This is a genomic window from Micromonospora sp. NPDC048843, from assembly GCF_040649965.1.
Classification (GTDB): domain Bacteria; phylum Actinomycetota; class Actinomycetes; order Mycobacteriales; family Micromonosporaceae; genus Micromonospora; species Micromonospora hortensis.
Map to the genome: position 1 here is coordinate 1 of NZ_JBEZGJ010000234.1, position 8,988 is coordinate 8,988.

Annotated in this window: 7 protein-coding genes; 4 read left to right on the forward strand and 3 right to left on the reverse strand. The window is 72.5% G+C overall.

The genetic code is table 11. From position 1 onward, the window contains the following. Positions 1–143: 143 nt before the first annotated feature. On the reverse strand, positions 144–1,796 hold the full coding sequence (locus AB0C20_RS32850) for a phospholipid carrier-dependent glycosyltransferase (protein ID WP_357569463.1): 1,653 nt from the start codon (positions 1,794–1,796) through the stop codon (positions 144–146). A 140-nt stretch (positions 1,797–1,936) separates the two neighbouring features. Between AB0C20_RS32850 and rsmI the strand changes: the two genes are divergently transcribed. Beyond that, on the forward strand, positions 1,937–2,785 hold the full coding sequence (gene rsmI / locus AB0C20_RS32855; protein ID WP_357190987.1) for a 16S rRNA (cytidine(1402)-2'-O)-methyltransferase: 849 nt from the start codon (positions 1,937–1,939) through the stop codon (positions 2,783–2,785). Between the two features lie 31 nt (positions 2,786–2,816). Here the strand turns inward: rsmI and AB0C20_RS32860 are convergent, their stop codons facing one another. Continuing rightward, on the reverse strand, positions 2,817–3,875 hold the full coding sequence (locus AB0C20_RS32860) for a hypothetical protein (RefSeq protein ID WP_357190989.1): 1,059 nt from the start codon (positions 3,873–3,875) through the stop codon (positions 2,817–2,819). Between the two features lie 149 nt (positions 3,876–4,024). Here AB0C20_RS32860 and metG point away from each other — a divergent pair, with 149 nt between their 5' ends. Further along, on the forward strand, positions 4,025–5,827 hold the full coding sequence (metG, locus tag AB0C20_RS32865) for a methionine--tRNA ligase (RefSeq protein WP_357190992.1): 1,803 nt from the start codon (positions 4,025–4,027) through the stop codon (positions 5,825–5,827). Positions 5,828–5,867: 40 nt separating this feature from the next. On the opposite strand, the gene AB0C20_RS32870 is transcribed toward metG, so the two are convergent. Next, a complete protein-coding gene (locus AB0C20_RS32870) occupies positions 5,868–7,115 on the reverse strand; it encodes a hypothetical protein (protein ID WP_357190994.1) in 1,248 nt (415 codons plus the stop codon). 129 nt (positions 7,116–7,244) lie between these two features. On the opposite strand from AB0C20_RS32870, the gene AB0C20_RS32875 reads away from it, so the two are divergent. Continuing rightward, on the forward strand, positions 7,245–8,144 hold the full coding sequence (locus tag AB0C20_RS32875; RefSeq protein WP_357190996.1) for a TatD family hydrolase: 900 nt from the start codon (positions 7,245–7,247) through the stop codon (positions 8,142–8,144). 46 nt (positions 8,145–8,190) lie between these two features. Next, positions 8,191–8,988, forward strand: a 798-nt coding sequence (rsmA, locus tag AB0C20_RS32880) for a 16S rRNA (adenine(1518)-N(6)/adenine(1519)-N(6))-dimethyltransferase RsmA (RefSeq protein ID WP_357569462.1), incomplete at its 3' end; no start/stop codon positions are given.

Genomic DNA, 8,988 nt, shown 5'->3' on the forward strand with positions numbered 1-8,988 from the left:
GGCTGGCCGACCGGCTCGCCGCTGCCGGGGGCGAGTTGCGGGTACGCCGGGAGGACGCGATCTTCACCCTCGAAGCCACAGTGCCGGCTTCGGCGTGCGGGCCCTTCTTCCGTCGCGCTATGCGGCGCGCCGCCTGTCGATGCTTATATCCACCGACCGTCGAGCCACATCCGCGACAGCCAGTCCGAGTACGGAATCACCCGACCCACGAAGATCGGATAGAAGTACGCGAAGCAGAGCGCCACCAGCAGCACGTACGCCCCCGCCGCGATGCTGCCCACCAGTCGGCGCTCATAACTCGGGTCACCGGGCACCAGCGGCGCCACAACACCCACGTCACCCCCGGCGGGCGCGATCAGCGCGCCCAGCACGTACACCACGGCCAGCACCAGGAACGGCACCGCCGGCGCGGCGTAGAACGAGAACATCGTCCGTCCGTCGAGGGCGAACCAGAACCACGGCAGCAGCCCGGCGGCCACGGTGAGCAGGATCGCGCCGGCCCGCCAGTCCCGACGGGCCACACCCAGCCAGACCAGCGCCACCAGAGCGGGCAGGAACGACCACCAGAGCAGCGGGGTGCCGAGCAGCAGAATCTCCGAGGCGCAGCTCGCCGCGCCGCAGACGCCGTCGCCGGCGTAGTGGAACGCCACCGGCCGGCCCAACAGCAGCCACTGCCACGGCCACGACTGGTACTTGTGCGCGTCATCGAGCTGGGCGTGGAAGCCGTACGCCGCGCGGTGGTACTCGAAGAGATTGATCAGCGGACCGATCACCGGCCGGTCGCTGAGCCGGGAGCCCGGGTAGGACGACGCGAGCCGGTAGTAACCGTCGTCGGTGAGCAGCCAGCCCGACCAGGTGGCGAGGTAGGTGCCCACCATGAGCACGCCGGCGAGCACCAGCCAGGGCAGCTCGTCGACGAGCGTGTCCCGCCAGGGCCGGCGGACACCCGCCGAGCGGCGGACGCCGACCTCCCAGAAGAGCACCAGCAGCGCGAAGGCCGGCACGAAGTACAGGGCGCTCCACTTCACCGCACAGGCGCAGCCGATCAGCACCCCGGCGGCCAGCCGCCACCACGGCCAGGTGCGCCAACCGGTCGGCGGGCGGCCGGCCCGGCCCGGCTGGCTCGGATCGAGCCCGTGGTCCAGGGCTCGAGCCCAGCGCCGACGGCGGGCGTCCCGATCGAGCACCAGCGCGCCGAACGCCGCCAGCACGAAGAAGAGCAGGAAGATGTCGAGCAGGGCCGCGCGGGACAGCACCAGGTGGAAGCCGTCCAGGGCGAGCAGCAGACCGGCCGCGCAGCCGAGCACCGTCGAGCGGAACATCCGCCGACCGATGCGGACCAGTAGCAGCACCGACAGCGTGCCGATCACCGCTGCCGAGAATCGCCAGCCGAACTCCGGCGCGGTGGTCATCAGGTGCCCGGGGACGGAGACCTTCGAATCGGCGTCCTGATAGCCGAACGCCCACTCGCCGACGCCGATCAACCACTTGCCCAGCGGCGGGTGCACCACGTACGACGGGACGTTGTCCTTGTAGTTCCACTCCACGCCACGCGAGATCAGCCCGTAGGCGTCCTTGGCGTAGTACGTCTCGTCGAAGATCTTGCCCTTCGGGCTGGACAGCCCGACGAAGCGCACGATCGCCGCGATGGCCACCACCACTGCCGTGGCCAGCCAGGAGAACCGGTCCACCTGGGTGTCGACGGTGGCGAACCGTCGCCGGACCGCAGCGGCCACCCCGCCGCCCTCGGCACTCGGTGCCGTCGGCTCCTGGGTGGCACTGGGCTCGCCCGTCATCTGGATCATCTTGTCCGGATCGGCGCTCGGGCTCTGCGCTGTCGACGCACTCGTCACCCGGCGATCGTAGGCTGCCAGGGTGTCCGGTGGCGTCCGTCGTCCCTGATACCGGTATTCCCAGCAATGAAGGAGACGAATCCGTGGGTGAAATGTCCGAAGTTGGGCGCCTGATTCTGCTCGGTGCTCCGCTCGGCAACCCCGCCGACGCCTCGGCCCGACTCCGGGAGGTGCTGATCAGCGCCGACGTGGTCGCCGCCGAGGACACCCGGCGGCTCACCCGGCTGGCCCGCGATCTCGACCTCACCGTCGGTGGTCGAATCGTCTCCTACTTCGAGGGCAACGAGGAGCGGCGCACCCCCGAGCTGGTCGAGGCCATCCTCGGCGGCTACGTGGTGGCGCTGGTGACCGACGGCGGAATGCCCAGCGTCTCCGACCCCGGCTACCGGCTGGTCCGTGCCACCCTGGATGTCGGTGCGCCGGTCACCGTCGCCCCCGGGCCCAGCGCGGTCACCACCGCGCTGGCCGTTTCCGGGCTGCCCTGCGACAGGTTCTGCTTCGAGGGCTTCCTGCCTCGCACCCCCGGCGGCCGCCGATCCCGGCTGCGCGCCCTCGCCGCCGAGGAGCGCACCCTGGTCTTCTTCGAGGCCCCGCACCGGATCGGAGCGACGCTCACCGACCTGGCCGACACGTTCGGGGCTGACCGGCCGGCCGCAGTCTGCCGCGAACTCACGAAGACCTACGAGGAGGTGCTCCGCCGCCCCCTCGGCGAGTTGGCCCGGTGGGCCACCGAGGGGGACCCGCGCGGAGAGATCACCCTGGTGGTGGCCGGAGCTCCGGTGACCGCTGCCGAACGCCCCGACGACGACACACTGCGCGCCGCCGTCGCCGAGCGGGAGGCCGCCGGCCGGTCCCGCCGGGACGCCATCACCGACGTGGCCACCGAGTACGCGCTGCGCCGCCGGGACGTCTACACGATCGTGCACAGCTGACCGCTGTGGTCCGATCGGCCGGACGGCCTGTTCACCACGCGGCGGCGAGGAAGCCGACGGTGATCAGCGTGGGGCCGGCGATGGCGGCGGCCACCGCCCAGCGGCGGTGCCGGCGACCGGGCAGCCGAGCCGACCCGGTCCACCGGACGATGCCGGCGGCGCAGGCCAGCACCACCAGCAGACCGGGCAGCCACCGCAGGTGCCGGCCCACGCCGACGTCCGCGTACGCGACACCGCTGTCCGGGCCGGTCATCCGCGCCGGCAGCGCGGTGCCGGCCGTGCTCTCCTCGACGGGCACGCCGCTGACCCGGACGCCATGGGCGATGAACCGCCCGTCCTCGGCTGTGAAGATTCCCCGGCAGCGCAGGGTGAGCCCGCCGCCGGAGCAGTCGTCGATCACCACGGTGCCCGTCCGGGCGTGCCCGACCGCGAGCCAGAACGGGCCGGCGCTGACCCAGGCGAAGAAGGCCGCGACCAGGCTCAGCACCACCAGCGCGGCGAGCCCGGGCAGCGGATCCGGCGGTGGGGGAGTGCGGCTGGGTGCCCGACGTCGCGCCAGCCGGAAGCCGCGGAGCCGCGCCGGTGCCGTGTCCTTGCGGATCGGGGTGCCGTCCCAGTGCACCTGCTCGATCGGCGCCCAGAAAGCACCGCCGTCGTCGTCCGGCGGGTCGCCGTCGGGCCCGTTGTCGCGCTGCCGACGGACCTGCTGCCGGACCGGCACCCGACGCGGCACCGCGTCCACCGGAGCGCCGGTGGTCGGCTCCACCTCGACGAGCTCCGAGCCGGCGGGCTCCGATCCGGCCGGCGGGCCCGACGAGCCCGGCCGGACCGGGCTGGGTACTGGTGCCCCGGGGGTCGGACGAGTCGGTGTGGGTGACGGCGCCGCCGGCGTGGGGCGGGCCGGGGCGGACCTCCCCGCCGGGGTGGGCCGCTGCGTACCCGGGTCGGCGCTGGGCACGAGCCGGGGCTGCGGCGCGACCCCGGCGACCCGGGACACGGCGGGCTCGGGCCCCGGGTCGTCGCCGACCGCCGACCCGGTGGGACGGTCCTCGTGGTCCCGCGCCGCTCCTCTGCCCGTCACGACGTTCATTGCACACCGCACCAGGAGGTGAAACGGGCAGGTGAGCCGCGTGTCGACGACAAATCGGACCAACGGGCGAGGTGGTCGGCCCGGTCCGCCGGTCGGGCACCCCCCATTGGTTCGCGAACGCCCCGGACGGGTCACTAGGCTCACTGCTCATGAGTCACGTTCTCGCGGCAGTGGCCTGGCCGTACGCCAACGGCCCCCGCCACATCGGCCACGTCTCCGGTTTCGGCGTTCCCTCCGACGTCTTCGCCCGGTACATGCGGATGGCCGGCCACGACGTGCTCATGGTCTCCGGCACCGACGAGCACGGCACCCCGATCCAGGTGCAGGCCGACGCCGACGGGGTGACCCCGCGCGAGCTGGCCGACCGGTACAACAGGGTGATCGTCGAGGACCTGCACGGCCTCGGTCTCTCGTACGACCTGTTCACCCGCACCACCACCCGCAACCACTACGCGGTGGTGCAGGAGTTGTTCGAGGGGATGTACCGCAACGGCTACATCGTGCCGAAGACCACCATGGGCGCGATCTCCCCGTCCACCGGGCGCACCCTGCCCGACCGCTACATCGAGGGCACCTGCCCGATCTGCGGGTACGACAGCGCCCGCGGTGACCAGTGCGACAACTGCGGCAACCAGCTCGACCCGATCGACCTGATCAACCCGAAGTCGCGGATCAACGGAGAGACTCCGAAGTTCGTCGAGACCGAGCACTTCTTCCTGGACCTGCCGGCCCTGGCCGAGGTGCTGCGACAGTGGCTGGACACCCGCGAAGGGTGGCGGCCCAACGTGCTGCGGTTCTCCCGCAACCTGCTCGACGATCTCCAGCCCCGGGCGATCACCCGTGACCTGGAGTGGGGCGTACCGATCCCGCTCGACGGCTGGCGCGACCGGTCGGACAAGCGAATCTACGTGTGGTTCGACGCCGTGATCGGCTACCTGTCCGCCTCGATCGAATGGGCCCGTCGCTCCGGCGACCCGGACGCGTGGCGGAAGTACTGGTCCGCCGACGGCGCGGGGAAGGACGCCCAGTCGTACTACTTCATGGGCAAGGACAACATCGTCTTCCACTCGGTGATCTGGCCGGCGCTGCTCTCCGGCTACTCCGGCGAGGGCTCCCGCGACGGTGAGCCGGGCGAGCTGGGTCGGCTCAACCTGCCCACCGAGGTGGTCTCGAGCGAGTACCTGACCATGGAGGGACGCAAGTTCTCCTCGTCCCGCAAGGTGGTCATCTACGTTCGCGACTTCCTGGAACGCTACGACGCCGACGCGCTTCGCTACTTCATCGCCGCCGCCGGCCCGGAGAGCAACGACACCGACTTCACCTGGGCCGAGTTCCTGCGCCGCAACAACGACGAGTTGGTCGCCGGTTGGGGCAACCTTGTCAACCGGTGCGTCTCGATGGCCGCGAAGAACTTCGGGGCGATCCCGCCGGTCGACCCGGCCGGGCTCACCGAGGCCGACGAGGCGCTGCTCGCCGTCGCCCGGACCGGGTTCACCACTGTCGGCGACCTGATCGGCAGGCACCGGCAGAAGCAGGCGATCGGTGAGGCCATGAAGGTGGTCGCCGAGGCCAACAGGTACCTCTCCGAGCAGGCGCCCTGGAAGCTCAAGGACGAGGCGGACAAGCCCCGGATGGGCACCATCCTGCACGTCGCCCTTCAGGTGATCAGCGACGCCAACACGCTGCTCACCCCGTTCCTGCCGCACTCCGCGCAGCAGGTGCACGAGCTGCTCGGGGGCGCCGGCGTGCACGCGCCGATGCCGGTGATCGAGCAGGTCGACGACCTGGACGGCGGCCCGGCGTACCCGGTGCTCACCGGGGACTACACAGTCGGCGCGCGCTGGGAGTCGGTGTCGATCGAGGCGGGTCGCCCGCTGGCCGCGCCGAAGCCGGTGTTCCGCAAGCTCGACCCGTCGATCGTCGACGAGGAACTGGCCCGGCTGACCGACTGAACGCCTGACGCGCGGCGGCGGGGGCCCCGCCGCCGCGCCGTCACATCGCGTACCGGGCGTCCATCACCTGGTCGTCGGTCACCTCGGCGCCCGGCGCCCAGGCCTCGTAGACGCCACGTTCCTGACACTGCGCGCCGGTCGTGACCACCGTGTCCGGGTTCGGGTAACGCAGGCGCACCCGCAGCCAGCCGGCCTCCTCCCGCAGCACCAGGCACGGCACCCCTCGCCACTGGGCGAACCGGACCCGGCGGGCCACCGTGTCCACCGGGTAGCGGGCCGCCCGGGTCATCGCCAGCACCCGGAACCCGCCGGGCAGGTCGGCGACCGCCTCGTACTCGCTGTCGCCGTACATGCCGACGAGCTGGGTGGAGCGGGGAGCGTCGGCGTTCGGCACGTACTCCTGGTCCGGGGAAAGGCCCGGCACCGCCGCCAGCAGGTGCCGCCACTGCGGGCCCACCATCCGCAGCCACCCGCGCTGCTCGGCCTGGTAGGTGTACAGCACCACCTCCACCCCCTCCGCCGGGTACGCGATGAGGGCGGCGTTCGCCGGCATCGGCAGGTCGGCGAAGTCCCGGGTGATGAACTCCGGGATGAGCTGACCGTTGCTGGGTACGAAGCCGGTGCCGAGCACCGGGGCGCCGAGCCGGTCCCGGGAGGCCAGCGCGGTCAGGCCGCGGTGTGCCGGGCCCACCGGCACGTCGTAGTCACCCGGGTCGGACGCGCGCCAGCGCAGCGCGTACGCCACGTCCGGGCCGTCCCGGCCAGCGTCACCATCGGTACGCAGCACCGTCGTCGTCGCCGGCGTACGCAGGTGCGCAACGTCGTGCTCGCGGTAGCAGAAGCCGTGCGGCAGCCAACCCCGTACGTAGCCGGCGAGCTGCTGGGCCGAGAGCACCTTCATCATCCGGGTGCCCCGCCGGACCACCGCCGACGCGCGCGCCTCGACCAGCATCGGGTCGCCCGCCGCCGCGGGCTGCTGGCTGAGCTGGTGCAGGTACGCCCAACCCCGCTCGCGGTGAGCGGGCATCAGCAGCGGCGTCTCCGGCTCGTCGGCCGGCTCGGTGGCCCCGTGCACAGCTGTCACCTCGGTGACGTGCACGAACCGGTGCCACGGCAGGGCGCTGCCCGGGCGGGGCGCCCACTCGAAGCCGGCCACCTCGTCGGCGCTGAACAACTCGTACGCGGCACCTCGGGCGATCTCCTCGGCCGGGTACACGCCGCCGCCGAACGCCACGTTCAGTCCGGTCCGTTCGCCGGCGCTGCCACCGGCCTGGGGGGTGACGCTCATGCCGTCGCCTCGCTGCTCGGTGGGATGAGGTCCGCACGCTGTCGCGTCCGTTCGTCAGCGACCGTAGAGTCGCGCGGCGTAGTCGGGGTGAACGTCGGGTGGCGGGCAGATGGACAGGCCCGGTGTGTGATGCTGTCGCTGATGAGCGAGCCCACTGAATCCCGCCGCGAGCGTGCCGCCCGGCGGGCCGGAGAGTTTCCGCCAGCTCCCGAGTCGTTGCCCCGGGCGGTGCTGGACAGCCACACCCACCTGGACATCACTGTCAGCGAGGCCGGTGTGCCCGGCGGCGGGCCGGCCGGAGATCCGGTTGCCGTGGCCATCGCGTTGGCCACGAAGGTCGGCGTGGACCGGCTGGTCCAGGTGGGCGTCGACGTCGCCTCCTCCCGGTGGGGCGCGGACACCGCCGACCGGTACCCCGCCGTGCTGGCCACCGTGGCGCTGCACCCCAACGAGGCACCCCGACTGAGCGACCTCGACGAGGCGTTGCGGGAGATCGAGTCACTCGCCGCCCGCGATCGGGTCCGAGGAATCGGCGAGACCGGAATGGACTTCTTCCGGACCGGCGACGAGGGGCGTGCCGCGCAGGAGCAGAGTTTCCGGGCGCACATCGCCATCGCCAAGCGGTACGGCAAGACGCTGGTCATCCACGACCGCGACGCGCACGCCGACGTGCTGCGGATCCTCGACGACGAGGGCGCACCCGACCAGGTGGTGCTGCACTGCTTCTCGGGCGACGCCGACTTCGCCCGCGAGTGCGTCCGCCGCGGCTACCTGCTGAGCTTCGCCGGCACCGTCACCTTCGGCAGTGCGACGGCGCTGCGCGAGGCCGCCGCGCTCACCCCGGTGGATCAGATGCTGGTGGAGACCGACGCCCCGTACCTCACCCCGATGCCGTACCGCGGCCGGCCGAACGCGTCGTACCTGATTCCGCTCACCGTCCGCGCGCTCGCCGCGACCACCGGCAGCGACCTGGACGAGCTGTGCGCGGCCATCTCCGCCACCGGCGACCGGGCCTTCGGCCCGTGGTGAGCCCGGCCCGACGGTCGGCACCGACCCCGTCGTTACGCTGCCAGCCATGACCGGTCTCCTCGGCCCGGCGGAGATCCGGGAACTCGCCGCCCGGCTGGGCGTCGCGCCCACCAAGAAGCTGGGCCAGAACTTCGTGCACGACCCGAACACGGTGCGCCGGATCGTGACCGCCGCCGGCCTCACCCCCGACGACGTGGCCCTGGAGGTGGGGCCCGGGCTCGGCTCGCTGACAGTGGGGCTGCTGCCGGTCGCCGGGCACGTGCACGCCGTGGAGATCGACCCGGTGCTCGCCGGGGCGCTCCCGGAGACCGTCGCGCGGTACGCCGGGGCCGACGCCGCCCGGCTCACAGTGCACCGCGCCGACGCGCTGCGCATCGCCGCCGCCGAACTGGCCGACCCGGCACCGACAGCGCTGGTGGCGAACCTGCCCTACAACGTCGCGGTGCCCGTGGTGCTGCACCTGCTCGCCGTGCTGCCCAGCCTGCGACGCGGCCTGGTGATGGTGCAGAAGGAGGTCGCCGACCGGCTCGTCGCCGGTCCCGGCTCCAAGGTGTACGGCATCCCGTCGGTGAAGCTCGCCTGGTACGCCCAGGCCCGGGGCGCCGGCAAGGTGCCGCCGAACGTGTTCTGGCCGGTGCCCAACGTCGACTCCGGCCTGGTCTCCTTCACCTGCCACGAGCCGCCCCGCACCGACGTACCGCGGGAGCGGGTCTTCGCCGTGGTGGACGCGGCGTTCGCGCAGCGGCGCAAGACGCTGCGCGCCGCGTTGGCCGGCTGGGCCGGTGGCGCCATCCACTGTGAACGTGTGGGCACCGGGTGCGAGGGCGCTGACGTCGTGGCTGGA